The sequence below is a fragment of the Mesorhizobium sp. Root157 genome, assembly GCF_001427385.1.
In the GTDB taxonomy this organism is placed as follows: domain Bacteria; phylum Pseudomonadota; class Alphaproteobacteria; order Rhizobiales; family Rhizobiaceae; genus Mesorhizobium.
This window is the reverse complement of record NZ_LMGJ01000036.1, coordinates 103,535-128,510: the sequence shown is the minus strand read 5'-3', so window position 1 is coordinate 128,510 and position 24,976 is coordinate 103,535. Positions and strand designations below refer to the sequence as shown.

At 63.1% G+C, this 24,976-nt stretch carries 29 protein-coding genes; 21 read left to right on the top strand and 8 right to left on the bottom strand.

What is annotated here, in order from left to right:
- Nucleotides 1-101 precede the first annotated feature (101 nt).
- The 6 genes from ASD64_RS18230 (at nt 102) to phoB (ending at nt 6,304) form a co-directional block, all read left to right on the top strand.
- Nucleotides 102-1,139, top strand: a complete 1,038-nt coding sequence (locus ASD64_RS18230; RefSeq protein ID WP_056107963.1) for a PstS family phosphate ABC transporter substrate-binding protein — start codon at nt 102-104, stop codon at nt 1,137-1,139.
- An 88-nt stretch (nt 1,140-1,227) separates the two neighbouring features.
- The gene (pstC, locus tag ASD64_RS18225; protein ID WP_056107960.1) at nt 1,228-2,694 is read left to right on the top strand and encodes a phosphate ABC transporter permease subunit PstC; all 1,467 of its coding nucleotides are present in this window, start codon (nt 1,228-1,230) and stop codon (nt 2,692-2,694) included.
- On the top strand, nt 2,691-4,007 hold the full coding sequence (pstA, locus tag ASD64_RS18220) for a phosphate ABC transporter permease PstA (RefSeq protein ID WP_056107957.1): 1,317 nt from the start codon (nt 2,691-2,693) through the stop codon (nt 4,005-4,007). Before pstC ends, pstA begins: the two co-directional genes overlap by 4 nt.
- A gap of 14 nt (nt 4,008-4,021) precedes the next feature.
- Nucleotides 4,022-4,846: a phosphate ABC transporter ATP-binding protein PstB gene (pstB, locus tag ASD64_RS18215; RefSeq protein WP_056107954.1), complete on the top strand. Its 825-nt coding sequence runs from the start codon at nt 4,022-4,024 to the stop codon at nt 4,844-4,846.
- Between the two features lie 41 nt (nt 4,847-4,887).
- Nucleotides 4,888-5,589, top strand: coding sequence for a phosphate signaling complex protein PhoU (gene phoU / locus ASD64_RS18210; RefSeq protein WP_056107950.1), 702 nt, complete (start codon nt 4,888-4,890; stop codon nt 5,587-5,589).
- A 25-nt stretch (nt 5,590-5,614) separates the two neighbouring features.
- Complete coding sequence (gene phoB / locus ASD64_RS18205) at nt 5,615-6,304, top strand: phosphate regulon transcriptional regulator PhoB (RefSeq protein WP_056107947.1); 690 nt, start codon at nt 5,615-5,617, stop codon at nt 6,302-6,304.
- 7 nt (nt 6,305-6,311) lie between these two features.
- On the opposite strand, the gene ASD64_RS18200 is transcribed toward phoB, so the two are convergent.
- Nucleotides 6,312-7,559, bottom strand: coding sequence for an ROK family protein (locus ASD64_RS18200; RefSeq protein ID WP_056107945.1), 1,248 nt, complete (start codon nt 7,557-7,559; stop codon nt 6,312-6,314).
- Nucleotides 7,560-7,811: 252 nt separating this feature from the next.
- Here ASD64_RS18200 and xylF point away from each other — a divergent pair, with 252 nt between their 5' ends.
- The 4 genes from xylF to ASD64_RS18180 all read left to right on the top strand — a co-directional run bounded on the left by xylF (nt 7,812) and on the right by ASD64_RS18180 (nt 13,047).
- Nucleotides 7,812-8,852 (top strand): D-xylose ABC transporter substrate-binding protein, encoded by a 1,041-nt coding sequence (gene xylF, locus ASD64_RS18195; RefSeq protein WP_056107942.1) that lies wholly within the window; start codon nt 7,812-7,814, stop codon nt 8,850-8,852.
- Nucleotides 8,853-9,171: 319 nt separating this feature from the next.
- Complete coding sequence (locus ASD64_RS18190; RefSeq protein WP_056107939.1) at nt 9,172-10,488, top strand: sugar ABC transporter permease; 1,317 nt, start codon at nt 9,172-9,174, stop codon at nt 10,486-10,488.
- Nucleotides 10,489-10,501: 13 nt separating this feature from the next.
- Nucleotides 10,502-11,302: an ATP-binding cassette domain-containing protein gene (locus tag ASD64_RS18185; protein WP_056107936.1), complete on the top strand. Its 801-nt coding sequence runs from the start codon at nt 10,502-10,504 to the stop codon at nt 11,300-11,302.
- A 134-nt stretch (nt 11,303-11,436) separates the two neighbouring features.
- The gene (locus ASD64_RS18180) at nt 11,437-13,047 is read left to right on the top strand and encodes a CHASE domain-containing protein (protein WP_056107933.1); all 1,611 of its coding nucleotides are present in this window, start codon (nt 11,437-11,439) and stop codon (nt 13,045-13,047) included.
- An 86-nt stretch (nt 13,048-13,133) separates the two neighbouring features.
- Here the strand turns inward: ASD64_RS18180 and ASD64_RS18175 are convergent, their stop codons facing one another.
- From ASD64_RS18175 to ASD64_RS18160, 5 genes are all read right to left on the bottom strand, one after another.
- Nucleotides 13,134-13,388: a YMGG-like glycine zipper-containing protein gene (locus ASD64_RS18175; protein ID WP_056107931.1), complete on the bottom strand. Its 255-nt coding sequence runs from the start codon at nt 13,386-13,388 to the stop codon at nt 13,134-13,136.
- An 87-nt stretch (nt 13,389-13,475) separates the two neighbouring features.
- Nucleotides 13,476-13,799, bottom strand: a complete 324-nt coding sequence (locus ASD64_RS18170; protein ID WP_056107927.1) for a hypothetical protein — start codon at nt 13,797-13,799, stop codon at nt 13,476-13,478.
- Nucleotides 13,800-13,874: 75 nt separating this feature from the next.
- Nucleotides 13,875-14,903: a sensor histidine kinase gene (locus ASD64_RS18165; RefSeq protein WP_056107925.1), complete on the bottom strand. Its 1,029-nt coding sequence runs from the start codon at nt 14,901-14,903 to the stop codon at nt 13,875-13,877.
- A 179-nt stretch (nt 14,904-15,082) separates the two neighbouring features.
- The gene (locus ASD64_RS20770; RefSeq protein ID WP_082550044.1) at nt 15,083-15,247 is read right to left on the bottom strand and encodes a DUF1328 domain-containing protein; all 165 of its coding nucleotides are present in this window, start codon (nt 15,245-15,247) and stop codon (nt 15,083-15,085) included.
- A gap of 80 nt (nt 15,248-15,327) precedes the next feature.
- Complete coding sequence (locus tag ASD64_RS18160; RefSeq protein WP_056108133.1) at nt 15,328-16,122, bottom strand: response regulator; 795 nt, start codon at nt 16,120-16,122, stop codon at nt 15,328-15,330.
- A gap of 223 nt (nt 16,123-16,345) precedes the next feature.
- Between ASD64_RS18160 and ASD64_RS18155 the strand changes: the two genes are divergently transcribed.
- Together ASD64_RS18155 and ASD64_RS18150 are read left to right on the top strand one after the other, a co-directional pair.
- Complete coding sequence (locus ASD64_RS18155; protein ID WP_056107922.1) at nt 16,346-16,546, top strand: NepR family anti-sigma factor; 201 nt, start codon at nt 16,346-16,348, stop codon at nt 16,544-16,546.
- Nucleotides 16,547-16,549: 3 nt separating this feature from the next.
- Nucleotides 16,550-17,098, top strand: a complete 549-nt coding sequence (locus ASD64_RS18150; protein WP_056107919.1) for a sigma-70 family RNA polymerase sigma factor — start codon at nt 16,550-16,552, stop codon at nt 17,096-17,098.
- On the opposite strand, the gene ASD64_RS18145 is transcribed toward ASD64_RS18150, so the two are convergent.
- Complete coding sequence (locus ASD64_RS18145; RefSeq protein ID WP_320410203.1) at nt 17,071-17,475, bottom strand: response regulator; 405 nt, start codon at nt 17,473-17,475, stop codon at nt 17,071-17,073. The genes ASD64_RS18150 and ASD64_RS18145 overlap by 28 nt on opposite strands.
- A gap of 142 nt (nt 17,476-17,617) precedes the next feature.
- On the opposite strand from ASD64_RS18145, the gene ASD64_RS18140 reads away from it, so the two are divergent.
- From ASD64_RS18140 to ASD64_RS21415, 4 genes are all read left to right on the top strand, one after another.
- Nucleotides 17,618-18,376, top strand: coding sequence for a Crp/Fnr family transcriptional regulator (locus ASD64_RS18140; protein WP_056107915.1), 759 nt, complete (start codon nt 17,618-17,620; stop codon nt 18,374-18,376).
- A gap of 118 nt (nt 18,377-18,494) precedes the next feature.
- A complete protein-coding gene (locus tag ASD64_RS18135) occupies nt 18,495-18,818 on the top strand; it encodes a DUF883 family protein (protein ID WP_056107911.1) in 324 nt (107 codons plus the stop codon).
- Nucleotides 18,819-18,833: 15 nt separating this feature from the next.
- Nucleotides 18,834-19,298 carry a hypothetical protein gene (locus ASD64_RS18130; RefSeq protein ID WP_056107908.1) on the top strand — a complete coding sequence of 155 codons (465 nt, stop codon included), beginning with the start codon at nt 18,834-18,836 and terminating at the stop codon, nt 19,296-19,298.
- Nucleotides 19,299-19,406: 108 nt separating this feature from the next.
- Nucleotides 19,407-19,580, top strand: a complete 174-nt coding sequence (locus ASD64_RS21415; RefSeq protein ID WP_200957851.1) for a hypothetical protein — start codon at nt 19,407-19,409, stop codon at nt 19,578-19,580.
- A gap of 59 nt (nt 19,581-19,639) precedes the next feature.
- Here ASD64_RS21415 and ASD64_RS18125 read toward each other — a convergent pair whose 3' ends face one another.
- Nucleotides 19,640-20,542, bottom strand: coding sequence for a diacylglycerol/lipid kinase family protein (locus ASD64_RS18125; RefSeq protein ID WP_056108127.1), 903 nt, complete (start codon nt 20,540-20,542; stop codon nt 19,640-19,642).
- Nucleotides 20,543-20,774: 232 nt separating this feature from the next.
- Between ASD64_RS18125 and ASD64_RS18120 the strand changes: the two genes are divergently transcribed.
- The 5 genes from ASD64_RS18120 to ASD64_RS18100 all read left to right on the top strand — a co-directional run bounded on the left by ASD64_RS18120 (nt 20,775) and on the right by ASD64_RS18100 (nt 24,708).
- Complete coding sequence (locus tag ASD64_RS18120) at nt 20,775-22,154, top strand: PRC-barrel domain-containing protein (RefSeq protein ID WP_056107905.1); 1,380 nt, start codon at nt 20,775-20,777, stop codon at nt 22,152-22,154.
- A gap of 307 nt (nt 22,155-22,461) precedes the next feature.
- Nucleotides 22,462-23,394: a VOC family protein gene (locus tag ASD64_RS18115; protein ID WP_056107902.1), complete on the top strand. Its 933-nt coding sequence runs from the start codon at nt 22,462-22,464 to the stop codon at nt 23,392-23,394.
- Nucleotides 23,395-23,404: 10 nt separating this feature from the next.
- Complete coding sequence (locus tag ASD64_RS18110) at nt 23,405-24,034, top strand: alpha/beta hydrolase (protein WP_056107898.1); 630 nt, start codon at nt 23,405-23,407, stop codon at nt 24,032-24,034.
- Nucleotides 24,031-24,330, top strand: coding sequence for a GNAT family N-acetyltransferase (locus tag ASD64_RS18105; RefSeq protein WP_056107893.1), 300 nt, complete (start codon nt 24,031-24,033; stop codon nt 24,328-24,330). The genes ASD64_RS18110 and ASD64_RS18105 overlap by 4 nt, the downstream gene beginning before the upstream one ends.
- A gap of 72 nt (nt 24,331-24,402) precedes the next feature.
- Entirely contained in the window at nt 24,403-24,708 is a 306-nt protein-coding gene (locus ASD64_RS18100; RefSeq protein ID WP_056107890.1) for a GNAT family N-acetyltransferase, read from the top strand.
- Nucleotides 24,709-24,976 lie beyond the last annotated feature (268 nt).

Below are 24,976 nucleotides of genomic sequence, written 5' to 3'. Positions count from 1 at the left end.
CCGACATGAAACTGTCATGCGACTGTTATAAACGGACGTTATGGCCTCACCGGGCGCAGAAGAAAGCGCCAAGAGACCAAATCCGAACAGGAGCAGGCCATATGAAAAGATACCTTTTGACGGCGTCCGCTGCGGCGCTCGTGCTGGCCGGAACGGCTGGCTTTGCCTCGGCGCGCGACCAGATCCAGATCGCCGGTTCGTCCACCGTGCTGCCTTATGCCAAGATCGTTGCCGAGCAGTTCGGCGAGACCTTCACCAACTTCAAGACCCCGGTTGTGGAATCCGGCGGCAGCGGCGCCGGCATCAAGGAATTCTGCAAGGGCGTCGGCGAAAACACCATCGACATCGCCAATTCCTCGCGCGCCATCAAGAAGGACGAAGTGCAGTCCTGCATCGACGCCGGCGTGAAGGAGATCCAGGAAGTCCGGATCGGCTATGACGGCATCGTCTTCGCCACCGACATCAACGGCCCGGATTGGGCGCTGACGCCGGAAGACGTCTACAAGGCGCTGGCCGCCAAGATCGCCGTCGACGGCAAGCTGGTCGACAATCCGAATACCAAGTGGAACCAGGTCAACCCGAACCTGCCCGATTGGGACATCGCCGCCTACATTCCGGGCGAAAAGCACGGCACCCGCGAAGTGTTCGAGGAAAAGCTCCTCATCGCCGGCTGCAAGGCGCTTGGCGGCGTCGAGGCAGGCACCGCTTCCGGACTTGACGACAAGGCTGCGGAAGCTGCCTGCAAGGCGGTGCGCAAGGATGGCAAGGCGGTCGATATCGACGGCGACTACACCGAGACGTTGGCCCGCATCGCGTCCAACAAGACCGGCGTCGGCGTATTCGGCCTCGCCTTCTATGAAAACAACGCCGACAAGCTGAAGGTCGCCACCGTCGGCGGCATATCGCCTTCGGTCGAGACCATCGCCAAGGGCGAGTATCCGGTGTCGCGTCCGCTGTACTTCTACGTGAAGAAGGCGCATCTCGGCGTCGTTCCGGGCCTCAAGGAGTATGTCGACTTCTTCCTTGACGACCAGATGGTCGGCCCCGACAGCCCGCTGGCCGAATACGGTCTCGTCGCCGCTCCGGATGCCGAACGCGCCGCCCAGCGCGAAGCCTTCGACGCCGGAAAGTCGATGTAGTCATCAACAACGCCGGGGCGCGGGCAACCGTGCCCCGGCGTTCGCCGTCTCTTGAGAGGCGACGGTCATCCGATTTCGGAATGGACCCATGTCATCAATGCTCGTGCTCGCCATAGTTCTCGCCATCGGCCTTGCCGCTTTCATCGTCGGCAGGCAGCGCGCAGTGGCGCAGAACGACGGCAAGGTGAAGCCGCACTCCCGCGCCCACTATCATGGATGGTGGGCATTCCTGCTTGCCGTATTGCCTGCCGTGCTGGTCCTTGTGGTCTGGGATATCGGCTCGTCCGTCTATCTCGATCGCCAGGTCCATGCGGCGCTGCCGGTGCAGGCCGAAGACGGTTCGCCGATCAACGAACAGCTCTCGGCCGGTCTGGTGAACAGCCTGGCCAGGGGCTTGCGCCGTCTCGATGACGGCACCCAGGCATCGTTGCCGTCCACATTTTCCGAATTGCAGCCGCTGCTCGCTGAGAAAGGCGTGGCGCTGGCCACCGACACCAAGGACTATATGATCCCGATCGCGCGGGAGGCGAACGCCGCGCAGGATCGGGCCGGCCTGATCGGCGGGGTGATCGCGATCCTGCTTGCGGCAACCGGTGCGTTCTATTCGGTCGGCGCCGTCAAGCCGCGGGCGCGGGCCCGCAACAATGTCGAGAAGCTGATGCTGTGGGGGCTGCTTGGCGCCTCGACCATCGCCATCCTGACCACCATAGGCATCGTCTTGTCGATGCTGTTCCAGACCATCCAGTTCTTCGAATCGGTCTCGCCGCTGAACTTCTTCTTCGGCACCGTTTGGGACCCGCGCTTCGCCGCTGCCGGTTCGGGCGGCAGCGAAGGCCAGTTCGGCCTCATCCCGCTGCTTGCCGGTACGCTCTACATCGCCTTCGTGGCGCTTCTGGTCGCCGTCCCGGTCGGCCTGATGTCGGCCGTCTACATGGCGGAATACGCCTCTTCCAAAGTTCGCGCGGTGGTCAAGCCGGCACTTGAGTTGCTCGCCGGCATTCCGACCATCGTCTACGGCATTTTCGCGCTGGTGACGCTTGGGCCCTGGCTGCGCGACCTCAGCGCGGCATTGACCGGCGGTGCGCCGTTCATCCAGGGCCAGAGCATCTTCGTCGCCGGCTTCGTCATGGGCATCATGCTGATCCCGGTGGTGTCGTCGCTGTCCGACGACATCATCACCGCCGTGCCGCGCGCCTTGCGCGACGGCTCGCTCGGCCTTGGCGCAACGCGCTCCGAAACCATCAAGCGGGTGGTGCTGCCGGCGGCCCTGCCGGGCATTGTCGGCGCGGTGCTCCTGACCGCCTCGCGCGCCATCGGCGAAACCATGATCGTGGTGCTGGCCGCCGGCGTTGCCGCCAATCTCACCCTCAATCCGTTCGAGGCGATGACCACCATCACCGTCAAGATCGTCAATCAGCTGACTGGCGACCTCGAGTTCAACTCGCCGCAGACGCTGGTCGCCTTCGCGCTCGGCCTGACGCTGTTCGGGCTGACGCTGATCATGAACATCGTGGCCCTTGCCATTGTGCGGAAGTATCGGGAGCAGTACGAATGACCGACGTTTCCTTCGATACGATGCCTGCCGCGGCAGCACCCGTGCGGCGCGATATCGGCCTCAAGGCGCGCTACCGCGCCGAGCGGCGATTCCGCATCTACGGTCTTATGGCGATCTCGGTCGGACTCGTCTTCCTTGCCATCATGCTCGCCTCGATCGTGCTCAAGGGCCATACCGCCTTCTGGCAGACGAGCGTCACATTGCCGATCACCTTCGACGAAAAAGTCATCGATCCACAGGGCGAGCGGGCCACCGATGCGAATGTGCTGATCAAGGCGAACTATCCGAAGCTTGCCGAAAATGCCCTGATCGCCAAACTCGGTATCGACCCGCAGGACAAGGCGGCCGTGCGCAAGCTGAAGGGCTTTTTGTCGGAAAGCTCGCGCGTGCAATTGCGCAACATCGTGATCGCCGACCCCGCGGTCATCGGCACGACGCGCGACGTGGACATCCTTGCCTCGGCCAATATCGATTCCGCCTTCAAGGGCCAGATCGACCTCGGCGTCGACGAAGCGCGCCGCAAGGTTTCGGACCAGCAGGTTTCCTGGATGAACCAGCTCAAGGCCGACGGGGTCATGGCCGAACATTTCAACACCGGCCTGTTCACCTTCGGCGCTTCCAGCCGGCCGGAGACGTCCGGAATGGGCGTTGCCATCATCGGCTCGTTCTTCATGATGGCGATCGTGCTCCTGCTGGCGCTGCCGATCGGCGTCGCGGCGTCGATCTATCTGGAAGAGTTCGCCAGGAAGAACCGTTTCACCGACCTCATCGAAGTCAACATCAACAATCTGGCCGCCGTGCCGTCGATCGTGTTCGGCCTGCTCGGCCTTGCGGTGTTCGTCAATTTCCTCGGCATGCCGCGTTCCGCCTCGATCGTCGGCGGGCTGGTGCTGACGCTGATGACGCTGCCCACCATCATCATCGCGACGCGCGCCGCCCTTGCCGCCGTGCCGCCGTCGATCCGTGCGGCGGCACTGGGCCTCGGTGCGTCCAGGATGCAGATGGTCTTTCACCATATTCTGCCGCTCGCCGCTCCCGGCATCCTCACCGGCACCATCATCGGGCTGGCGCGTGCGCTCGGCGAAACCGCGCCGCTGCTCCTGATCGGCATGGTCGCCTTCGTGGCCGACTATCCGGCGACGCCATTCGATCCGGCAACGGCGCTGCCGGTGCAGATCTACATGTGGGCGAACGAGGCCGAACGCGCCTTCGTGGAGCGCATGTCGGGCGCCATCATCATCCTGCTCGTCTTCCTGATGGCCATGAACATCACGGCAATCGTGCTGCGCCGGCGTTTCGAACGGCGCTGGTAGAAAAGGGGCTGACAATGAATATCATGACGGAAAAATCCCTTGAAAGCGCAGTGGACGCCAAGATGAACAGCCAATCCAATGAAGCCATCAAGATGCGCGGCGACAAGGTCGGCGTCTTCTACGGCGACAAGCAGGCCTTGTTCGATGTCGATCTTCTGGTGCGGCAAAACCAGGTCACGGCGCTGATCGGGCCGTCCGGCTGCGGCAAGTCCACCTTCCTGCGCTGTTTGAACCGCATGAACGACACCATCGACAGCGCCCGCGTCATCGGCAAGATCACGCTTGATGGCGAGGACGTCTACGACAAGGCCATCGATGTCGTGGAACTGCGCGCCCGCGTCGGTATGGTGTTCCAGAAGCCCAATCCGTTCCCGAAGTCGATCTACGAGAACGTCGCCTACGGCCCGCGCATCCATGGCCTTGCCCGCAACAAGACCGACCTCGAAGCCATCGTGGAATCGAGCCTCAAGCGCGCCGGCCTGTTCAACGAGGTCAAGGACCGCCTGCACGAACCCGGCACCGGGCTGTCGGGCGGCCAGCAGCAGCGCCTGTGCATCGCGCGCGCCATTGCCGTGTCGCCGGAAGTCATCCTGATGGACGAGCCCTGCTCGGCGCTCGACCCGATCGCCACGGCAAGGGTGGAGGAACTGATCGACGAATTGCGCCAGAACTACACCATCGTCATTGTCACCCACTCCATGCAGCAGGCGGCGCGCGTGTCGCAGCGCACGGCGATGTTCCATCTCGGCTATCTGGTCGAGGAAGGCGCGACCGAGAAGATGTTCACCAACCCCGACGACAAGCGCACGCAGGACTACATCACCGGCCGCTTCGGTTGAGATGCGGGCATCGGTGGGCTACGGATTGCAAGGACAGGATCATGGGTGAGCATACAGTCAGGTCTTTCGACGAGGACCTCAACGAAGTCAGCAAGCTGATCAGGGACATGGGTGAGCTTGCCGGTTCGATGGTGAGCGAAGCGACCCGCGCGCTGCTCAATTCCGACACCGCGCTGGCGCAGCGCGTCGTCTCCGAGGATGCGGTGATGGACAGGCGCCAGCGCGACCTGGACGACCGCGCCATCACGCTGATCGCCAAGCGCCAGCCGATGGCGCAGGATCTGCGCGCCGTTGTCGGGGCCATCCGCATGGCCGGCGATCTCGAACGCATCGGCGATCTGGCCAAGAACATCGCCAAGCGCGTCAGCGCGGTAGGCCAGTCCGCCGCGCCGCGCGATCTGGCGCACTCCATCGATGCCATGGCAGGGCTTGTGCTTATCCAGGTGCAGGGCGTCATCGAGCGCTCTGCGGCCCGCGACGCGTCAGGGCTGGTTACCCTGCGCAACGAGGACGAGCGCATCGACGTCAAATATACCTCGGTGTTTCGCGAGTTGCTGACCTACATGATGGAAGATCCGCGCAACATCACGCCCTGCACGCATTTGCTGTTTTGCGCCAAGAACCTCGAACGCATCGGCGACCATGTCACCAACATCGCTGAAAACGCCTATTACGTGCTGACCGGCGAACAATTGCCGGCCCATCGTCCCAAGCAGGACGAGACAGCCGTATCCGCCGCCTGACGCACAAGACAGGAAGCCGAACAAGATGATCGCACCGCGCATCATGGTCGTCGAAGACGAGGAGCCGCTTGGCGTGCTGCTTCGCTACAATCTGGAATCGGAAGGCTATCAGGTCGAGGTCATCACGCGCGGCGACGAGGCCGAGCTTCGGCTGCAGGAAAACGTGCCCGACCTTCTGGTGCTCGACTGGATGGTACCGGCGGTGTCCGGCATCGAACTGTGCCGGCGCCTGCGCATGCGCCCCGAAACCGAACGGCTTCCCATCATCATGCTCACCGCGCGCGGCGAGGAAAGCGACCGCGTGCGAGGCCTCTCCACCGGCGCCGACGACTATCTGGTCAAGCCGTTCTCGACGCCCGAATTCATGGCGCGGGTCAAGGCGCTGCTGCGGCGCGCCAAGCCCGAGGTGCTGTCATCGGTGCTCAAGGTCGGCGACATCGTGCTCGACCGTGAATCGCACCGGGTCTATCGCAAGAAGAGCGAGATCAAGCTCGGACCGACCGAGTTCCGCCTGCTCGAATTCATGATGCGCCATCCCGGCCGCGTGTTCTCGCGCGGCCAGTTGCTCGACAATGTCTGGGGCGAGACCATCTATATCGACGAACGCACGGTCGACGTGCATGTCGGGCGGCTGCGCAAGGCCGTCAACAATGGCCGCATGCCCGACGTCATCCGCACCATTCGCGGCGCCGGCTACGCTATTCAAGAGGAGTAAGGCGGGCTCAGGCCATCTCGTGGCCAGCGGCCAGTTCCATCTGGGCCGGATTGCCGGACGCGAAGATGTCGTTGTCGATGAAGGTCAGCGCCCGCATGGCGCAGCCGTCGCGCAGCAGCGCCATCTGGTCCGGTTCGGTGTCGAACGAAATCGAGGTCGAGTGATGGCCGCCTGCCGTCTTGGCGATCGCCTCGCGCAGCGCCGGTTCGATGAGGTCGAAGGCGGCCGTACTTGCCCCCACCATCGCCACCGGGGCCGGGTCGATCAGCGCAAACAGGCTGCCAAGGCCGAAGCCCAGCGCCTCGCCGGCCTTGCGATAGGCCTGCCGCTCGGGACCGTCCCGCTCTCTTGCCACTTGCGCCAGCGTGCGCATGTCGGCTTCGTCGATGTCGTCCACCGGTTCGTCGTCCTCGCCCATCATGCGGGCGTTGCGCCAGATGGCGTAGTTGCCGGCATAGGCTTCGATGCAGCCGCGCCGGCCGCAGCGGCACAGCGCGCCGTCGGGGCGGTGGATCATATGGCCGAACTCGCCGCCCGACGAATGCGTGCCGGTAAACAATTCGCCTTTCAGCACCAGGCCCATGCCAATGCCGTGCGAAAGCAGGATGGCGATGAAGTCGTCCTTGTAGCGTTCCGGATCGCGCCAGCGCAGCGCCACCGCCATCATGTTGCAGTCGTTTTCCACGGTGACGGGAACGGAAAACTCGCGCTCCAGAATGTCGGCAAAGGCAATGTCGGTATGCGGCGTGATCGGCGACCACAGCATGGCGCGCGCCGGCGCGTCGGTGATGCCCTGAATGGCCAGAACGATGCGCAGCACGCGGCGGCCCTCGCGCTTGCGGTCGTCCAGCCTGCGCCTGACGATCGCAACGCATTCGTCGATCAACTGCTTGCGAGGCATGGCGCGCGTGTCGAGCCGTCGCTGCTCCTCGGCCACGATTTCGCCGGCATAGTCGAGCAGGGTGGCGGCGAGGAAATTGAGGGAGAGAACGACGGTCATGACCACCGCCGCCTTCGGCTCGAGCGTCAGCCCCACCTGGGGCCGGCCCCGCTTCAGGGCCAGCGGCTCGTTGCGGGCTTCGGCCAGGATGCCCTCGGCGATCAGGTCCGATGAGATCGACGAGATGGTGGAATGGCTGAGGCCGGTGATCGCGGCGATCCCGGTGCGAGAGGTCTGGCCGCCCCGCCGCACGGCCGAAATCACCATGGCGCGGTTGCGCCGGCGCAGATCGTCGTGGCGGATTCCCACCGTCATGTCGCTTTGTCCTCCCTGTTGCCGCAGACATTGCAATGCGCGCTTATCCCCGGCAAACGGGATGATAGTGGCAGAAGCGTTATCCCCTGTCACTATTTAATTCGAGTTCCGAAAAAAATCAAATGAGGCCTTCGAATCCCGGTTGACAGGCGTTCGGTGTTGCGTCACACTTTTTTCGAGGCTCGAAAAAAAGAGCTTCCGTACCAGCATCGGGTCAGATTAGTCGCGCCCGCGCGGCGCAGGGAGGAAATCATGAGGAAAATCACCGCCGCCATCCTGGCGGGTGCCGCCATGTCGCTGACGCTCGTCGCGACCGCCGAGGCCAAGGACAAGGTCATCGGCGTCTCCTGGTCGAACTTCCAGGAAGAACGCTGGAAGACCGACGAAGCCGCGATGAAGGCGGCGATCGAGGCTGCCGGCGACAAGTACATCTCCGCCGACGCGCAGTCGTCCGCGGCCAAGCAGCTCACCGACGTCGAAAGCCTGATTTCGCAGGGCGCAAACGCCCTGATCATCCTGGCCCAGGACGCTTCGGCCATCGGCCCGGCAGTTCAGAAATCGCTGGACGAGGGCATCCCGGTCGTCGGCTATGACCGCCTGATCGAGAACAAGGACGTCTTCTACCTTACCTTCGACAACAAGGAAGTGGGCCGCATGCAGGCCCGCGAAGTGTTCAAGGTGAAGCCGGAAGGCAACTACGTCTTCATCAAGGGTTCGGGTGCCGATCCGAATGCGGACTTCCTGTTCGCCGGTTCGATGGAAGTGCTCAAGGACGCCATCGACAGCGGCAAGATCAAGAATGTCGGCGAAGCCTATACGGACGGCTGGCTGCCGGCCAACGCCCAGAAGAACATGGAGCAGTTCCTGACCGCCAACGACAACAAGGTCGATGCGGTGGTGGCGGCCAATGACGGCACCGCCGGCGGCGTCGTCGCGGCGCTGACGGCCCAGGGTCTGGCCGGCTCCGTTCCGGTCTCGGGCCAGGACGGCGACCATGCCGCGCTGAACCGCGTGGCACTTGGCACCCAGACGGTTTCGGTGTGGAAGGACGCACGTGAACTTGGCAAGAACGCCGCCGAGATCGCTTCGCAGCTTGCCGATGGCAAGGCCATGACCGACATCGCCAACGTGCAGGACTTCACCACGCCTGGCGGCAACACCGTCAAGTCGGTGTTCCTGACCCCGATCGCGATCACCAAGGACAATCTCAACGTCGTCATCGACGCCGGCTGGATTTCCAAGGATGCGGTTTGCGCCGGCGTTGCGGCTGGTGCCGTTCCCGCCTGCAACTGAGTTCGCTCTCGAGTGGACAAGAAACGCCGCGGCCCAAAAGCCGCGGCGTTTTCAAAACAGACGTGGGCGCAATGCCGGGCCGGTTGCGGAACGCCGCTTTTGGCACGGCGGGAGGCACGCCTTGAAAGCCGCGTATCCGTTCAACGCGCTTTCCGCTTCCGGCAACGCCGGAAAGACAATAGCATGAGCATGCTGTGCCGAAGCATCGGACCCAACAGGACGCAGCGAACATCGATCCGATGCAAGACGGCCAGATGGGCAGGGCGCCGATTGGTTGCGGGCCGATCTGACACCAGAGGCAAGCCGGTGGGAGGAAACCATGAGTGATGTGACCTCGGCAACGACGGTCGACCGGGCAAGGGAGGCTGAACTCGGCCCCGTTGCCCGTTTCCTGAAAGCGACTGAACTCGACACCCGCATGCTGGGCATGGTCGCGGCGCTGATCCTGATCTGGGTCCTGTTGCACTTCCTTTCGGGTGGCCTGTTTCTGACGCCGCGCAATCTGTGGAACCTTTCGGTTCAGACCTCCTCCGTCGCAATCATGGCGACCGGCATGGTGCTGGTCATCGTCATGCGCCACATCGACCTGTCGGTCGGCTCGCTCGAAGGCGTCATCGGCATGATCATGGGCGTGCTGCAGGCCCAGATCCTGGTCCGCGTCATGGGCCTTCCGCTCGGCGACCCGTGGATATGGGTTATCGCGCTTGCCTGCGGCATTGCCGTGGGCCTGCTGATCGGAGCTTTCCAGGGCTTCATCATCGCCTATCTGGAAGTGCCGTCGTTCATCGTCACGCTCGGCGGCCTGCTGGTCTGGCGCGGCTCGGCATGGTGGGTCACCAGCGGCCAGACGGTGGCGCCGCTCGACGCCACGTTCCAACTCATGGGCGGCGGACCGCGCGGCTCCATCGGCGCCACATGGAGCTGGGTCATCGGTGTCGTCGCCTGCCTTGCCGTCATCTTCATGCTGCTCAACGGGCGCACCCAGCGCAAGCGCTTCCGCTTTCCGCTGCGCCCGGTGTGGGCCGAGACCTTGCTGGGCGTGGTTGCCTGCGGGGCCATCCTTGGCGCGATATGGGTTGCCAATTCCTATCCGTGGCCGGTCGGCATCGTGCGCCGCTATGCCGAAGCGAACGGCATCGCCGTTCCCGAAGGCGGCCTGTTCATCGCCCATGGCGTCGCCATTCCCGTGTTGATGGCGGTGGCGGTCGGCCTCGTCATGACCTTCGTCACCAACCGCACCCGCTTCGGGCGCTACGTCTTCGCCATCGGCGGCAACCCGGAGGCGGCGAACCTGGCCGGCATCAACACCCGCTGGGTGACGATGAAAGTGTTCATGATCATGGGCGCGCTCGTCGCCATCAGCGCGGCGATTTCATCGGCACGCCTCAACGCCTCGACCAACGCTCTCGGCACGCTGGACGAGTTGCTGGTCATCGCTGCGGCCGTTATCGGCGGCACGTCGCTGGCCGGCGGCGCGGGCACTGTCATCGGCGCCATGCTCGGCGCGCTTTTGATGCAGTCGCTGCAATCCGGCATGGTGCTGCTGGGCGTCGATTCACCGCTGCAAAGCATCGTCGTCGGCGCTGTCCTGGTCGTCGCGGTGTGGCTCGACACCGTCTACCGCAAGCGCGTTTAGAGGGGCAATGACAATGGCTACAGCAAAAACCGCCGACGCGACCCCGCTGGTCGACCTGCGCAACATCTCCATCGCCTTCGGCGGCATCCGCGCCGTCGACGATGCGTCGGTCGATCTTTTTCCGGGCGAAGTCGTGGCCCTGCTCGGCCACAACGGGGCCGGCAAATCGACGCTGATCAAGATCCTGTCAGGCGCCTACAAGCGCGATGCCGGCCAGATCTTCGTCAATGGCGAGGAGGCGTCTATCTCCAATCCGCGCGATGCCAAAAAATACGGCATCGAGACGATCTACCAGACGCTGGCGCTGGCCGACAATGTCGATGCCGCCGCCAATCTGTTCCTCGGACGCGAACTGATGACGGGCTGGAACACGCTCGACGACGTGGCCATGGAGGCCGAGGCACGCAAGGTGATGGGCCGCCTCAACCCACGCTTCCAGCGCTTCAAGGAACCGGTCATCAAGCTTTCGGGCGGGCAACGCCAGTCGGTTGCGATCGCGCGCGCCATCCTGTTCAATGCGCGCATCCTCATCATGGACGAGCCGACCGCGGCGCTTGGACCGCAGGAGACCGCTCAGGTGGGCGAACTGGTCAAGCAGCTCAAGGCCGACGGCATCGGCATCTTCCTCATCAGCCATGACATCCATGATGTCTTCGACCTCGCCGACCGGGTCTGCGTGATGAAGAACGGGCAGGTGGTCGGCACCGCGAGCACGAGCGATGTCACCCAGGACGAGGTGCTGGGCATGATCATCCTCGGCAAATGCCCGCCGGGCGCCATTCCGGGGCCGGGGGCGCTGAAAATCGCGGCCTGATTGGCTTGCCCGGTCAGGCGCTTTGGTTCGACCGAGAGCGTGAGGTCCTTACCTTCCGTAAGGGACTGTCGTCTTGTGCTGGTGTGTTAAAGGGGTACAAAGGGCAGACGCATCGCATAGGTTGAAAGGCGCAGTTGAAGAAGCTATTTCCGATTGCCGCTTTTATTGCTGTCGCGCTTGCCAGCCTGACGATGGCGGGGTTTGCTTATTTCGCGACCCAGGAGGCGGCTCGCATCAAGTTCCAGGCGATCGCCGACGACGCTCTGAACCGCATCGAAAGCCGCATCGACCTGCACCTGTCGCTCCTGCGTGCGACCAAAGCCCTGTTCGATTCCCAAGGCGGCGTGGTTTCATCGAAGGAATTCGAGACCTTCTTCGATTCACTGGATGTCGCCGACCATTTCGCCGGTCTGCATGGCATCGGTTTGCTGCGCGTCGTGAAGGCCGGGGACGAGGCTGCCGTCGAGCAGGAGATGAGCCGTAATCTCGGGGGCGAGCCGAAAATCCATCCGCAATCGCATTTGCCCTGGCGGGCTCCAACCATGATGCTGGCGCCAGTCGACGACTTCAGCAAACCTGTCATCGGCTTCGACATGATGGTCGATCCGGTGCGCCGGCAGGCCATCGAGCAGGCGATCGACGACGATCAGGAGCATGCGACCGCCCGCCTGTTGCTAGGCAGGAATACCGGTTCGAGCCGCAGCTTTACCGGCTTTCTGGTGTTCACGCGGCTGACTTCGCAGATGGGGCAGGACGGTGCCGAGGCTCCGGGGACAGGGCTCATCTACAATGCCTTCCGGTCTCAAGACCTGTTTGAGACGGCACTCGCCGTGGCGCCGCTCTTGCCCGTCAATGTCGAGATTTACGACCAGACGGCAAATTCCGACAGTCTTTTGTTCCGCTCCGAGAGCCCGCCGGTCGAAGCCGTCGGCGCCAAGCTTCTCGATATCCGCACGATAGTGGTTGCCGGACGGCAATGGGTGTTGCAGTTCAGGCCGACGAGCGCGTTTTCGCCACCGTCTTCGCGCGCCATTCCGATCATGCTCGGCCTGTTCGGACTTTTGCTTGCAGGCGCCATCGCGCTGGTCGCCCGCTACCAGATGCGCGCCTATGACGTCGCGGCCCAGCTTCACGAGACGACCGAGAAAAGCCTGCTCGAAAAGGAGCTGATGCTTCAGGAGATGAAGCATCGCATCAAGAACCTGATCGCGCGCGTTCTGGCGATTGCGCGCCAGACCGCATCGGGCGCAACCAACGTCAAGGAGTTTTCGGATTCGTTCTCGGCGAGACTGCAGGCGATGGCCGCCTCGCAGGACATGCTGACCCGCTCCCGCTGGCAGAAAGCCGATCTCGGCAACCTTTTGAAGATCGAACTCGGCCAGGTGTTCGGCAAGGATCTGCCGGAAGACCTGTTGTCGGGACCTCGGGTGCTGCTTGACGAAACCGCCACGCAGGCCTTGGGCCTGACCTTCCACGAACTGGCGACGAATGCGCTGAAATACGGCGAGGCCGGCAATTCCGACGGCGCGCTCAAGGTGGAGTGGCGCACGGAGCGGCTGGACCGCGCAAGGATGCTGGTCCTCGATTGGCGCGAAGGCGGGCAAAGCGGCCTTGCAGAACCGGCCAAGACCGGCTTCGGCACCAAGCTCATCGACATGAACATCACGCGCGAACTGAACGGCACCATCGAGCGTCGTTTTCGCCCCGACGGGCTGCAGGTCGAAATCAGAATTCCGCTGCGGTAGAAACAATTCCACGAAAGCGGGAACCGGGTCCCTCTGAAAAAGAGGCCGGGTTGCCCCGGCCTCCGAATGGTTTCAGGCAATGCCGATCAGTTGCAGCGCGCCGTGTAGAGGCGGCGGGTATCCGGATCGCGATACTGGCAGTAGCCGTTGCGCAGATTACGCACCAGAAGGCCGGAGCCTGCGCCCACGGCCGCCCCGATCAGCGCGCCTCTGCCACCACCGGCTATGCCGCCGATGACCGCACCGGCGGCAGTGCCCACGCTTACGTCCTGCTCGGTTGTCGTGCAGCCGCTTACGCTGATTGCCGCGAGTGCGGCCACGACGACAATTATCTTACGCATGCAGTCACTCCTCTCGCTTTTGATATTCCTCGCTTCACAGCGATCCTTGCTCTCTAGCATGAGACCGCCGATTCTGCGTTAGCGTTCTCATTCTTGGCTAAGATAGTCTTTTTCAGGGCGGACGCCGTTCGATGCGACAACGGTCGCGGTTTCGACCGATGCGTCCAGCTTGCCGTCCGGGCCGATCGACCAGAAAAGCTCCGCATAGTCTTCTTCCAGGGCCGGGTCGAGGGCGATGCATTTGCCCAATACGCGCTCGGCTTGCCCCGACAGTGCACGCAGCGAATAGGTTTGCGTGGCTGCGCATTCTTCGGCGGTTTCGAATATGGTGACCGGAGCCGACAGCTCGCGGCATTGGGAAAGGTCGGCCGAGCAGCCGACGATCAGCAATAGTGCAGCGATGTGTTCCATTGCGGTTTCCTCTCGTGAGAGAAAACGCGCGGGGTAACCGATGGTTCCTGCAATCGACGAGACGCAGGGGCGCTTCTATTCCGTCTCGAAATTGCCGTTCGGAATGAGGAGGAGGTATTCGAGACGGTCGTCGATGATGCTAAGCGACGCCTTGCCGTTCAGAGACACCGGCACCACCCTCTCCAGGGTCACGCGTCCGAAATGACGCTGAGTGAGCAGTTCCCCTCCGTCTGCGAACGGCTCGGCCCATAGCAGGCGAAGCAGCGGCGCATCGCCGGCGTCGGTCAGTTCGGCGGAGATGCTGACCGTGCCGCCCGGCCGCGACAGTGCGCCGTAGCTCAGTGAATTGACGACCAGTTCGTGCATGGCCAGCCCGATATGCAAGGCGGCGTTGGGGCTGAGATAGGGGTTGGAGCCTTCGAAATGCAGCCCGTGCTGACCGTCGCGGGTGTAGCGGCCCAACTGCCCGTAGATGAGCTCGCGCAATTGGGCTCCGCGCCAGTTGGACGAGGTCACCAGATCCTGCGAGGAAGCGAGCGATTGCAGCCTGCCCTGGAAGCGGGTCAGGAAGTCGGCGATGGAGCCGGAATAGCGCCCCGTCTGGCTGGCGATGCTCTGGATGATGGCGAGAAGGTTCTTCGAGCGGTGGCTGACCTCGCGCAACAGCGCGCGCAGGCTCTGTTCGCGCCGCTTGCGTTCGGTCGTCTCGACCTTGGTGGTCATGACGCCACGGACGCTGCCGTTTTGAGCGAGGTCGGGGTCGATCCACACCTCGAACCAGCGCACGCCGTCATCGCCGGGAGCGCTGATTTCGAATCTGTCGGGCTTGCCGGTCTCGATCGCCTTGCGCCTTGCCGCGATGATGCGCTCGGTCTGGGAAGGCGGCAGGATGGTGTCCATGGGGCCGCTGACGAGCGCCCAGGGCGCTTGCATGTTGCGCGCCCATACGGTCCTGAGGTCATGGTCCTGGTAGAGAACGGAAACGCCGGCATTGCGCAAGGCATGGAGCAGCGCCTGGCCAAGCTGCGAATCGTCCTTCAGCGAAGGATCGATGACCTCGCTATCCAGCGTTTCGGCGGGTGTCTTTCCGCGGCTCGTAACCATTTTCCAACCCCTCTTTCCCTTTCGGCCATCTGTCCGACCTGGAAAGAGCTAGATAGTTGCCTGTGGTTGCAAATACGTTCCGCCGGACAGTCCTTTTGCAAGGGCTGTCCGGCGGCGGCTGGAAACCGTTTGAGGGGGGCGGTTTCCAGTTTCTCGTCGAGAAGATGTTTCAGACGCTGTCATGCTCGCCTGAAAATGCCGGCCAGCAGTGAAATCACCAGGAAGGCCAGGAAGATGAAGAACAGGATCTTGGCGATGCCCGCGGACGCGCCGGCGATGCCGCCGAAGCCGAGTGCCCCTGCAATGATCGCCACGACAAGAAACACCAACGTCCAGTAAAGCATTGTTCAAACTCCTTCTTTCCCCTGGAGGAAAAACGTGAGCCAACCGCAACGGTTCCTCGGCTGGCTAAAATTCGTCCGTATCAGGCAGCGGCCTTGGCCTGCCGGTCGAAGAACAGCGCCTGGCTGATCAGCGCCTTGACCATCTCGGGACTGAAAGGCTTGGTGACGAGGAAGGCAGGCTCGGGGCGCTCGCCGGTCAAGAGACGCTCGGGAAATGCCGTGATGAAGATCACCGGCAAGGATGTGGAGGTCAGGATCTCGTTGACGGCATCGATGCCGGAGGAGCCGTCGGCCAGTTGAATATCGGCCAGCACCATCTTGGGGTGCGTCTTGGCGAACAGGCTCATTGCCTCGGTGTGCGTGCGGGCCGTGCCGACGACGCGATGGCCGAGGCTTTCCACCATCTCTTCGATGTCCATGGCAATCAGCGGCTCGTCCTCGATAATGAGGATGTCGGTCGCCACCTGGCGCGAGATTTCGCCGCTCGCCTGTGACAGGAGGCTGGAAAACTCGGATTCCTCGACATTGAGGATTTCGGCCGCCTCGCGTTCATCAAACCCTTCGACCGCCACCAGCAGGAACGCCTGCCGCTGACGCGGCGCCAGCGCGTTGAGATTGGCGGCGGCGCGCTGCTCCCAGCCGGACGCCGACTGTTCCTGCGGAATGCGGATCGCGATCGATGTGAACATCTTGGCGAAAATCTTGTAGAGCGCGATACGGTCGTTGGTAGCGCGCGGGAAAATGCCGATGTCGGCGATGATGGCTTCCAGCATTGCCGCGACCAGCGCGTCGCCGCTTTCCTGCGAGCCGGAAACGGCGCGCGAAAACCGGCGCAGGTAAGGTAGATGCGGTGCGATTTTGGCAGATAGACTCACAGTGACGTCTCCCTCGATTGACGTGTGCATGAACAGATAGGCCTGGATGTTGGCAAGCCCCGATTGTAACAACTCGCCGGCGATGGAAAAGTTCCGCGAAAAATTTTCCGATTGCCCGGAACCAATCCGAACGCGCTGCGTTTGCAACGGAATCGAACTTGGAGGGGCACCGCTTTGTCTCTTGTCATGCGGCGAAAGCGGTAGGTATGGGGCATAAGGCAATATGAAAGACCTGGATAAAAACAACACTGCCGAGGCGGAAAGGCGCCAAGGCAGGGCGGGCGATCCGCTCGGGCCGAATTCTGAAATTGGCCGCAAACTCAAGCAATACTATAATGACCTGGTCGCCGACGAAGTGCCGGACCGGTTCAGCCAGTTGCTCAGTCAGTTGGAACAGACCGAATCCGCACTGAAGAAGGACTGACGCATGGCCGTATCTCCGGGCTTCAAGAGCGATCTGCTCGGGTCCATCCCGAGCCTGCGCGCCTTTGCCGTTTCGCTTTCTCAGAACGCCGACAAGGCTGACGATCTCGTGCAGGAAACCCTGGTCAAGGCCTGGGACAAGCACGAAAGCTTTCAGCCGGGCACCAATCTGAAGGCGTGGCTGTTCACCATCTTGCGCAATGAGTTCTATTCGCAGATGCGCAAGCGCGGCCGCGAAGTGCAGGACAGCGACGGCATCATGACCGCGCGGCTTGCCGTCCATCCCGCCCAGCATGGCCAACTCGACCTCGAAGATTTCCGCAGTGCGCTGGAAAAGCTACCCGAGGACCAGCGCGAGGCAATCATCCTCATCGGGGCGTCGGGCTTTTCTTACGAGGAAGCCGCGGAAATTTGCGGCTGTGCGGTCGGCACCATCAAGAGCCGCGTCAGCCGCGCCCGCAGCCGGCTTCAGGAAATCCTGCAGATTTCCGGCGAGGACGATTTCGGCCCCGACGCCATTTCTGCTCAGGTGATGTCGCCGCCTGCCGATTGAGGGGATATTGCCGTGCGGGCTTGCGCCAGCGCGGCAATCAGATCATCGCCCGAATAGGGTTTCTCGACCAGCAGGACACCTGGAAAGGCCAATCTTGTCTCTTCGGTTATCGGATGGCCCGAGGCAAACACGAAGGGAATACCCTCGCGCTGCAATTGCCCGGCAACGGCCAGCGTCGATGCGCCGTTCAACGTCAGGTCGATGATCGCTGCGCCGAACCGGGACACCGCGTCCTGGTCGAATGTATCCAATTTGTCGACGATCGTGACGTCGCTGGCTCCATGGTCGCGGCAAATCTGCTCGATGTCCATGGCGATGAGAAATTCGTCCTCGAGAACGAGGACGCGCAGTCCGTCGAGCAAAGCAGGCAAAGCCACGGCTCTCCTTTGGATGGGGCCAAGGTCATGGCCATATTTTCGCGCCCTGTCATTTAAATATGACATAGCCGCTGCAATCGCGTGACGGAACTTCGAGGGCCGAAATGCGTTCGGATCGAACAGCTCCGGGGAGGAATCCAGGATGACGGAACGGCAAGGTCCGCGTACGGCGCGTCGATACCCTTGCGAAAAGTGTCCGTTGCGGCCGCTGCCCATCTTTCGGGAGTTCGAGCCGCAGGAACTTGCTTTCATCAGCACCTTCAAGAAGGGCGAACTGGCCGTCGAACGTGGCGCTGCAGTGCTGGTCGAGGGCAACAACAGTGCCCATCTCTACACCGTTCTGTCTGGATGGGGGTTTCGCTACAAACTGCTGGAGGATGGCAGGCGCCAGATTCTCAACTACGTCATGCCGGGCGATCTCATCGGTCTGCAAGGCAGCGTCATGGGCGAGATGCAGCATTCCGTCGAGGCGCTGTCCGAACTGCTATTGTGCGTGTTCGAGCGCGATAGTCTGCATGGGCTCTACCGCAGTCACCCCGGTCTTGCCTACGACATCACCTGGCTCGCGGCGAGCGAGGAGCGCATGCTCGACGAGAATCTGCTCAGCCTGGGGCGGCGTACGGCGCTTGAGCGCGCCGCCTACCTGATCGCCTTTATCCATGCGCGGGCCAGCGCGGTTGGATTGAACGGCAAGAAGCCGGTGCAAATCCCCATCACCCAGCAGCACGTCGCCGATACGCTCGGCCTTTCGCTGGTCCATACCAACAAGACGCTGCGCAAGCTGATGGAGCGCAAGCTCATCCACTGGCGAGACGGCGGCTGCGCGGTCATCGATCCGGATGGCTTGCGCGCGATAGCCGGCTGGGAAGGGCTGGGCGAAAGCCGCCGGCCACTCGTCTGATCGTTGCCTGTACCGATGCTGGGCACCGATCCGCAAAAGCCGACCAATATGAGCACCGGTCCGGAACCTTGGGTCTGTCCGTGCGTTCAACATCCGATACAATTGCAAGGAGTTGAGAATGGCCACTGCAGCCGGCAAAACCGCCAACGAAAACACCTCCCCCGACCTCGAAGCCGACATCAAGCAATTGAGGGCGGATATCGAAAAGCTGGCCAAGCAGATGGCCAAGACCGGCGAGCATGGCTACGGCACGGCGCGACGTGCGGCGTCCGAAGGTGTCGAGCAGTTGCGGACCCAGGGAGAGGCGGCGATGGACAGCCTGCGTTCCAACGCACGCGACCTTGAAGAACAGGTGCTTGCCAATGTGCGCGAAAAGCCCGTCACGTCGCTGGCAATCGCGGCCGGCGTCGGCTTCCTGTTTGCGCTTTTGTCACGCCGCTGACGGGCCGCCTGCATCATGGGCTTCATTGCATCGCTGATTGCGGGCTTCGCATCCGGTGAAACGGCCGCGGCCTTGCGCCGCGCCCGTGGCGCGGCCTTGGCCTATGCGCTGGCCGGCCTCGCCGCCTTGTGCGGCATCGGCTTTCTCGTCGGTGCCGGTTATATCTGGGCGGCGGCGCGCTACGGTTCGCTGGAAGCCGCGCTCGGCTTCGGCATCGGCTTTCTCATGCTTGCCGGTCTGATCCTTCTCATCTTTCGCTTCAAGGCGGAATCGCGCGCGGTGCGCCGCGTTCGACGGCGCAAGGCCGACATGACGGCGGTGGGCGTGACGGCGGCGCTTGCCGCCCTGCCGGTGCTGTTGCGCGGCAAAAGCGGGCTCGGCGCCGTTCTCGGTCCGGCCGCCGCGCTTGCCGCGTACGCCATCTACCGCGAGAACGTGAAGCGCGACGACGGCGAAACCGCCGACAAGGACGATGACTGATCGGGACTGTAATCTGCCGCCCCGCCATTTGTCCGGAACCTTGGGGTGCGGGGCCTGTTATTGTCCTGACTGTCGGCCGACCAGCGGACAGCGCATGGAGGCTCGATCATGGTCAGGATTTTCCGCGAACAGCAAGCCAAGCAGGGCCGTAGCGGGTGGCATGTTCTCGTCGTGCTGATCGTGGCCATGCTTTTGGCCGTCGTCGTGTGGGGCGGGGTCGAGTTCTATGGCGAAACGATCGACAACCAAGCCAACACGCCCACCCAGAATTCGCCCCAGTAACCGGTAAAGCCCGAGTAACTGGCAAAGCCCGAGTGACTGACCGAACTTGGGTGCAGCGTCTATTGCCTGGCCGGCACCAGCACCTTCAGCGCCTTGGGGTGGATTTCAATCGACGTTTGCGGCTCGAGGTCGACCAGTTCGCCGTCCATCGCGGCGTAGAGCTTGCCCCGTCTCGATCGTATTTTCAGGTTGACCTTGTCGGTCTGGTGGATTTCGACATGCTCGTTGTCGCGCCACTTGCCGCGCGCCACATTGAGCATGAACTTCATCAGTTCGCCCTTCTGCCGCGCCACCGTCACATAGATGCCGAGCACGCCGCCGGCAGGGTTGTCGGCGTAGGGCAGATGGCCTTCGCCGAACAGATTGTTGGTAACGCCGATGGCGCTGGCCCGCACGATCACCTCGGCCTCGCCGATGGTCAGCGTCACATCCATCTTGGGCGGATTGGCCAGCGTCGCATAGGCGGCGCGCGCCGACGCGCGGATCTTGCCCAGCCTGGAGCCGAAGTCCATCTTGTCGCGCAGGTGGATCATCTTGGCGTGCATGCCGACCGAGAACTGGTGCACGAACGGCTCGCCATTGGCGCTGGCGATATCGACCTCCATGATTTTGCCATCGGCGAAGGCCGCTATGGCCTCGTTGAGGGATTGTGGAATGCCGAGGCCGCGCGCAACCAGGTTCATCGTGCCTGCCGGCAGGATGGCGAGCGCCTTCTTCTTGCCCATCAGCCTTGCCGCTGCCGCCGAAATGGTGCCATCGCCGCCACCGGCCAGCACCACGTCGATGCTGCGGCGGGCGACCGCCTTGTCCAGAGCCGCGGCCACGTCCTTTCCCGCCACAACATCGATATCGACCGTGTGGCCGGCGGCTTCGAGCGTTTCGGTCATGCGTTTGGAAAAAGCATCGAGGTCCGTGGTCCGCAAAGTGCCGCCCTCGCTGTTCAGCACTGCTGCAAACCGCATGCGCCACTCCTCCCGGATGATCATTTACAAGTCCGGATCGCCCGGCCTCTGGGCGTAAAACGGCAATTTTTGCAAATGGTTCCCTTCGTTTTGCCGGGTTCGCCTGGGCCGGCCGATGCCGGAAAATTTCGGAACCACGGGGCTACGACGGCGTTGTCGGTCTGTCAGCACCGTGGCCGTCCTCCCAAGTTTTGGCCGTGGTGGAAATGAACGGTATTCAAGGAGAGACATCATGATCCGCACACTCCTGGCTACGACAGCCATTGCAACATTGCTTGCTTCCGGCGCCATGGCGCAGGACACCACTGCGCCCGCCACCACGCCCGCGCCTATGACGGATAGCGCCGCTCCTGCCGTGCCGGTCGTGCAGGCCGATGGCAGCCTCGTCACCAACATCGTAGGTGAATCGGTCTTCAACGGGCCCGGCGAGGATGCCGAAGACATCGGCAAGGTCACCGACGTCGTGTTCGACAAGGACGGCAACGCCACGTCGGTCGTCATCGGCGTCGGCGGCTTCCTCGGCATAGGAGCCAAGGGCGTCGCCTTCGACTTCGACAAGCTGCAATGGGCCGAAAAGAACGGCGACCGCTGGCTGATCGCCGCCGCCACCAAGGAAGAACTGACGGCGCAGCCTGCTTTCGATCCGCTGCCATACCAACCGGCCCCGGCGCCGCAGGCTTCGCTCGACGTGCCGGCCACCGCGACCGCGCCCGCCGATGGCACGACGGCCATGGCGCCTGCCACCGATGCGCAGACGGCACCGGCCGAACCTGTTCCCCCGATCGCGCGCGCCGATGGCAGCATCGCCACGCAGATCATCGGCGAAAGCGTCTATAACGGCACCGGCGAGGATGCCAAGAACATCGGCAGCATCAATGACATCGTGCTGTCCAAGGCCGGCAAGGCCGAGCAATTGGTCATCGGCGTCGGCGGCTTCCTTGGCCTTGGCCAGAAGAACGTCGCCTTCGACTACGGCAAGACAAGCTGGACCGAAAAGGACGGCGACCGCTGGCTGGTGGTCGAGGCGAGCAAAGAATCGCTTGAGGCGCTGCCTGATTTCGACCGTCGCGCCTATGATCCGACCCCCGCGACAACCGCCGCAGATGCCGGAACGGCCCCGGCTGTGACGCCGACGACCGACACAGCGGCCAACACGCAAGCCCAGCCGGATGCGATGGCCCCTGCTGCGCCTGCCGGTGAAATGGCAGCCGAAGCGCCCGCCAACACGACGGATGTGCCTGACGACACGCAGACGGCGGCCATCGACAAGTCGACGCTGACCGAAATGCCGATGACCGGCGAAATCCGCTCCGAGGACCTGGTCGGCACCACCGTCTACGGTGCCGACGACGCCATGGTCGGCGAGATCGGTGACGTGGCGCTGTCGGCCGACGGCAAGGTCGATGCCGTCATCGTCGATGTCGGCGGTTTCCTCGGCATCGGTGAAAAGGAGGTTGCGGTCGGCATGGACAACCTGAAGATCATGACCGACAAGGACGGCAACAAGTACCTCTACACCGACTTCACCAAGGAACAGCTCGAAGCGCAGGCCGCCTACGACAAGGGCAGCTATACCGAAAAGCGCGACGAACAGCGCCTGATGCTCCGTTAGAGCGTCGTGCGTCCAATTGGACGCGCGGCGATGCTCCAACACTTTGATGGAGCATCGGAACAACCCGGGAACCGGGTTCCACTTTCGGTCCGATGCTTCAAGCACCGGCCATCCTGAAAAGCCCGCGCCGGCAACGGCGCGGGCTTTTTTTGCCGCAGCCGCGTTTCCGTGTCCGATGCGGTAAACGAATCCGCTACATTGTTCACTTATTCAGTACGGATCATCCTGAGTTTGCCGCCTTTGCTCCGACAGGCTGCTGGCCCATATTGGCCTCATCAGCGGCGGGAGCCGCAGAAAGGGGCACATCATGCTCACGCAGATCAAGGGCCTGCATCACGTCACCTCGATGGCGAAGGACGCACGCACCAACAACGCTTTCTTCACGCAAAAGCTCGGCCTGCGCCGGGTCAAGCAGACGGTCAATTTCGACGCGCCCGACGTCTACCACCTCTACTATGCCGACGAGGTGGGCACACCCGGTTCGGTGATGACCTATTTCCCGTTTCCAGACATCGCCAAGGGCCGCGCCGGTGTCGGCGAGGTCGGCACGACGGTGTTTTCGGTGCCGGAAGGCACGCTCGAATTCTGGCAGCAGCGCTTTGCCGAACAGGGCGTCAGCGTGGTCGGCCGCGAGGAGCGGTTCGGCGAAAAGCGCCTCGTCTTCATCGGTCCGGACGGCGATGGTTTCGCGCTGGTCGAGGCGCGGGACGATGCCCGCGCGCCATGGTCCAGGGCCGACATCGCCGCCGACGAGGCGCTTCGCGGCTTCCATTCCGTATCGCTCAGGCTGCGCGACGGCGGCGCCACCGAGGAACTGTTGAAGTTCATGGGCTACAGCCAGGTCGACCAGACAGGCAACATCAAGCGGCTGGCCATCGAGGGCGGCAACGGCGCCGATCTCGTCGATATCGAAACGCTGCCCGGTTCGGACGCAGCAAGGCTAGGCGCCGGCTCGGTCCACCACGTCGCCTTCGCGGTGGAAGATCGCGCCCGGCAGTTGGAGGTCCGCAAGGCGTTGCTGGACACCGGCTATCAGGTCACTCCGGTGATCGACCGCGACTATTTCTGGGCCATCTATTTCCGCACGCCCGGCGGGGTGCTGTTCGAGGTCTCGACCAACGAGCCGGGCTTCGACCGCGACGAGGATACAGCCCATCTCGGCGAGGCGCTGAAGCTGCCAAAGCAGCATGAGCATCTTCGCCCCCATCTTGAGCAGCATTTGCAGCCTTTGGGCGATTGAGGAGCGTGCCATGACCAAAGACGCCTATATCCACAAGGTCGTGCCCGGAACGCCGGGCGGGCCGCTTTTCTTCGTCTTCCACGGCACAGGTGCCGACGAAACGCAGCTTGTGCCGCTGGGTCACGATCTCGTGCCAGACGCCACGATCGTGTCGCCGCGCGGCGACGTGTCGGAAATGGGGGCTGCGCGCTTCTTTCGCCGCACCGGCGAGGGCGTCTACGACATGGACGACCTGGCGCGCGCGACCGCCAAGATGACACGCTTCGTGCAGGCCCACGTCACGGCGGCCAAGGCGTCGCGGGTCATCGGTCTCGGCTATTCCAACGGCGCCAACATCCTGGCTTCGACATTGTTCGCCGCACCCGGCCTGTTCGATGCGGCGGTACTGATGCACCCGCTCATTCCGTTCGAGCCGGAGGTGCCGGATGGCTTTGCCGGCCGGCGCGTGCTGGTCACGGCCGGACGCCGCGACCCGATCTGCCCGCCGAACTTGACCTCGCGGCTGGAAGCGTATTTGCGTGACCTTGGGGCCGAGGTCACCATGGAGTGGCACGAGGGCGGCCATGAGGTTCGGCCCAACGAGATCGAGGCGGCGCGCCGGTTCCTTGCCGGCCAGCCACGAGAAGGAGCAGCGAAGTGAACGAGCAATTGCCTGAAGTTCAGCTTGAAGACAACGCAAGCAAGGGGCGCTACGTGGTGCACGGCCCTGACGGTGCGGAGGCCCAGATGACCTTCACCAAGGTCGGCGAGCATCAACTCATCATCGACCACACCGAGGTGCCGGACGTGTTTCGCGGTCAGGGCGTCGGCCTGAAGCTGGTCACGCGCGCCGTCGAGGATGCGCGGGCATCGGGCAAGAAGATCATTCCGCTGTGCCCGTTTGCGGCGTCGCAGTTCCGCCGTCATCCTGAATGGGCGGACGTGCTCAAGCGGTAGCATGGCGCTGCCTGGTTCGGGCGGCTTTACCCTCTATATCTTCTGTCGGGCGTTTGTCGTCGAGGTAAGCGAATGGATGCGCATGTCGATATCCGCAAGGAAGAACGGGAGGGCAGGGGCCGTTACGTGCTCGCCATGCCTGGCGGCGAAGAGGCCTATCTCACCTTCGTGCGCTCCAGTGCCGCGCACATCCTGATCGACTACTCCTTCGTGCCGCCATCCGCGCGCGGCCGCGGCGTCGCGGCCCGGTTGGTGGCGTACGCCGTCGAAGACGCGCGTGACACGAATGGCAAGATCACGCCGGTGTGCGGCTACGTCGCCGCCGAATTCCGTCGCCACGGCGAATGGGCCGACGTGCTGGCGATCGGCCGGGGCTAATGCATGTCGCCCGAAAGCGGGAACCGGTTTCGGGATAACGACATGCATAGAAACAGATACTTAGAGCACGCCAGCGAATCTGAAAGATCGCGACTCGCTCTGGGCCGTAGCCTCAGCATCGTCATCCCGGAATTCTCATTCGAGCGGAGCGAGAAGGGAGTATCCGGGATCCATGCCGTGACATTGCGGCAGTACGCCAACGGTCGGATGAGGGGGTTTTAGCTGCTGTGAAGCCGTGCGGCGCAGGAAAGATCGTGGATCAAACCAA

Coding starts and splice junctions, on each gene's coding strand:
- ASD64_RS18230 (WP_056107963.1), top strand. CDS start 102: ATGAAAAGATACCTTTTGACGGCGTCCGCTGCGGCGCTCGTGCTGGCC.
- pstC (WP_056107960.1), top strand. CDS start 1,228: ATGTCATCAATGCTCGTGCTCGCCATAGTTCTCGCCATCGGCCTTGCC.
- pstA (WP_056107957.1), top strand. CDS start 2,691: ATGACCGACGTTTCCTTCGATACGATGCCTGCCGCGGCAGCACCCGTG.
- pstB (WP_056107954.1), top strand. CDS start 4,022: ATGAATATCATGACGGAAAAATCCCTTGAAAGCGCAGTGGACGCCAAG.
- phoU (WP_056107950.1), top strand. CDS start 4,888: ATGGGTGAGCATACAGTCAGGTCTTTCGACGAGGACCTCAACGAAGTC.
- phoB (WP_056107947.1), top strand. CDS start 5,615: ATGATCGCACCGCGCATCATGGTCGTCGAAGACGAGGAGCCGCTTGGC.
- ASD64_RS18200 (WP_056107945.1), bottom strand. CDS start 7,559: ATGACGGTGGGAATCCGCCACGACGATCTGCGCCGGCGCAACCGCGCC.
- xylF (WP_056107942.1), top strand. CDS start 7,812: ATGAGGAAAATCACCGCCGCCATCCTGGCGGGTGCCGCCATGTCGCTG.
- ASD64_RS18190 (WP_056107939.1), top strand. CDS start 9,172: ATGAGTGATGTGACCTCGGCAACGACGGTCGACCGGGCAAGGGAGGCT.
- ASD64_RS18185 (WP_056107936.1), top strand. CDS start 10,502: ATGGCTACAGCAAAAACCGCCGACGCGACCCCGCTGGTCGACCTGCGC.
- ASD64_RS18175 (WP_056107931.1), bottom strand. CDS start 13,388: ATGCGTAAGATAATTGTCGTCGTGGCCGCACTCGCGGCAATCAGCGTA.
- ASD64_RS18170 (WP_056107927.1), bottom strand. CDS start 13,799: ATGGAACACATCGCTGCACTATTGCTGATCGTCGGCTGCTCGGCCGAC.
- ASD64_RS18165 (WP_056107925.1), bottom strand. CDS start 14,903: ATGGTTACGAGCCGCGGAAAGACACCCGCCGAAACGCTGGATAGCGAG.
- ASD64_RS20770 (WP_082550044.1), bottom strand. CDS start 15,247: ATGCTTTACTGGACGTTGGTGTTTCTTGTCGTGGCGATCATTGCAGGG.
- ASD64_RS18155 (WP_056107922.1), top strand. CDS start 16,346: ATGAAAGACCTGGATAAAAACAACACTGCCGAGGCGGAAAGGCGCCAA.
- ASD64_RS18150 (WP_056107919.1), top strand. CDS start 16,550: ATGGCCGTATCTCCGGGCTTCAAGAGCGATCTGCTCGGGTCCATCCCG.
- ASD64_RS18140 (WP_056107915.1), top strand. CDS start 17,618: ATGACGGAACGGCAAGGTCCGCGTACGGCGCGTCGATACCCTTGCGAA.
- ASD64_RS18135 (WP_056107911.1), top strand. CDS start 18,495: ATGGCCACTGCAGCCGGCAAAACCGCCAACGAAAACACCTCCCCCGAC.
- ASD64_RS18130 (WP_056107908.1), top strand. CDS start 18,834: ATGGGCTTCATTGCATCGCTGATTGCGGGCTTCGCATCCGGTGAAACG.
- ASD64_RS21415 (WP_200957851.1), top strand. CDS start 19,407: ATGGTCAGGATTTTCCGCGAACAGCAAGCCAAGCAGGGCCGTAGCGGG.
- ASD64_RS18125 (WP_056108127.1), bottom strand. CDS start 20,542: ATGCGGTTTGCAGCAGTGCTGAACAGCGAGGGCGGCACTTTGCGGACC.
- ASD64_RS18120 (WP_056107905.1), top strand. CDS start 20,775: ATGATCCGCACACTCCTGGCTACGACAGCCATTGCAACATTGCTTGCT.
- ASD64_RS18115 (WP_056107902.1), top strand. CDS start 22,462: ATGCTCACGCAGATCAAGGGCCTGCATCACGTCACCTCGATGGCGAAG.
- ASD64_RS18110 (WP_056107898.1), top strand. CDS start 23,405: ATGACCAAAGACGCCTATATCCACAAGGTCGTGCCCGGAACGCCGGGC.
- ASD64_RS18100 (WP_056107890.1), top strand. CDS start 24,403: ATGGATGCGCATGTCGATATCCGCAAGGAAGAACGGGAGGGCAGGGGC.